General features: G+C 62.7%; 1 protein-coding gene and 1 pseudogene. Both read left to right on the forward strand.

Annotation, left to right across the window (positions count from 1 at the left end):
- Positions 1-297, forward strand: a pseudogene (locus tag EZI54_RS23850) (hypothetical protein); the annotation flags it as partial.
- On the forward strand, positions 297-1,054 hold a 758-nt coding region (locus EZI54_RS23855; RefSeq protein WP_207389347.1), incomplete at its 3' end, for a toxin VasX. The pseudogene EZI54_RS23850 and the gene EZI54_RS23855, both read left to right, overlap by 1 nt.

Here is a 1,054-nt window from a genome sequence, read left to right on the forward strand (position 1 = left end):
GGCAGCTTCCTGAAACTGGACGCCAGCGGCGTCACCCTGGCCGGCCCCAGCGTCAAGCTGAATTCCGGCGGGGCGCCGGGGAGTGGGTCGGGGCAGTCGGCAGAACTGCCGGAAGTACCTGCCGGCCTGGAAGCCGCCAAAGGCCAACGGATTGAGCCCGCAAAACTGGCCGATGTTGAGCAGCGCTCATCCGGCCCGGCACCAAGCGGAAACCGGAAGCTGATCGTCGACATCATTGGCGGCAGCGATGAAATCGAGAACGTACGGGCGATCAAGAACAACGGGGAGACAACCTGATGTCAGAGGTGGAGTTTCAGGAGGAGGCCCGGGAACAATCGGTATTCAGGCAGGCCGACTATGACGACGCCTCCCCGGCCGACCTGGTGCTGGACATTCCCAAGCGCGAAGGCGGGACCATCACCCTGCCGCTGCTCCAGCAGGCCCGATCCAACGAAGAGCGCGAGGACGTCCAGGAAAACACCCTGATGCGCGTCATGCCTCTGGCGGAAATCCTGGACAATGCGCCCGTCAACAGTGGCGGCGTCACTGTCAACACGGGGCTCGGTGTCGCCCTGCTACGACCCGGCTACCTGTACGTTTTCAAGGGCCAGACCCTCTGGCGAGAGCTGGAAGTGGGGCCAGACGGGCGCATGAGTGATATTGACCTTGCCCGCTATCGCCCCGACAACCTGGAACAACGCACTCCAACCAGGCGAGACAGTGAGGGCGAGTGGTCAAGCGACGTCCTGATACCGGCTTTCCTGCAGGGCCGCGCGGTGATGCACGACTATCGCGTTGCGTTCAGTGAGGTACAGTGGAGCTGGTCACGCATACACACCCTGGAAACCGACTCCGCCGCGCTGAACAAACGGACAACGTCTATCGCACCCGCCTATGTGGCGGTCCAACTGGGTACTTCCCAGGAATTCGTCTCATTTGAAAGGGGCTTCCCGGCCCAGTCGCTCCAATCCATGCCACCGCTCAGAACGCGTGATCTCGGCGTCGAGCTCATGCTTGAGCAGCCCGTCCACTTCACGCCGGCTTTCGAGCAGCC

Source organism: Marinobacter halodurans (genome assembly GCF_004327985.1).
Taxonomy (GTDB): domain Bacteria; phylum Pseudomonadota; class Gammaproteobacteria; order Pseudomonadales; family Oleiphilaceae; genus Marinobacter_A; species Marinobacter_A halodurans.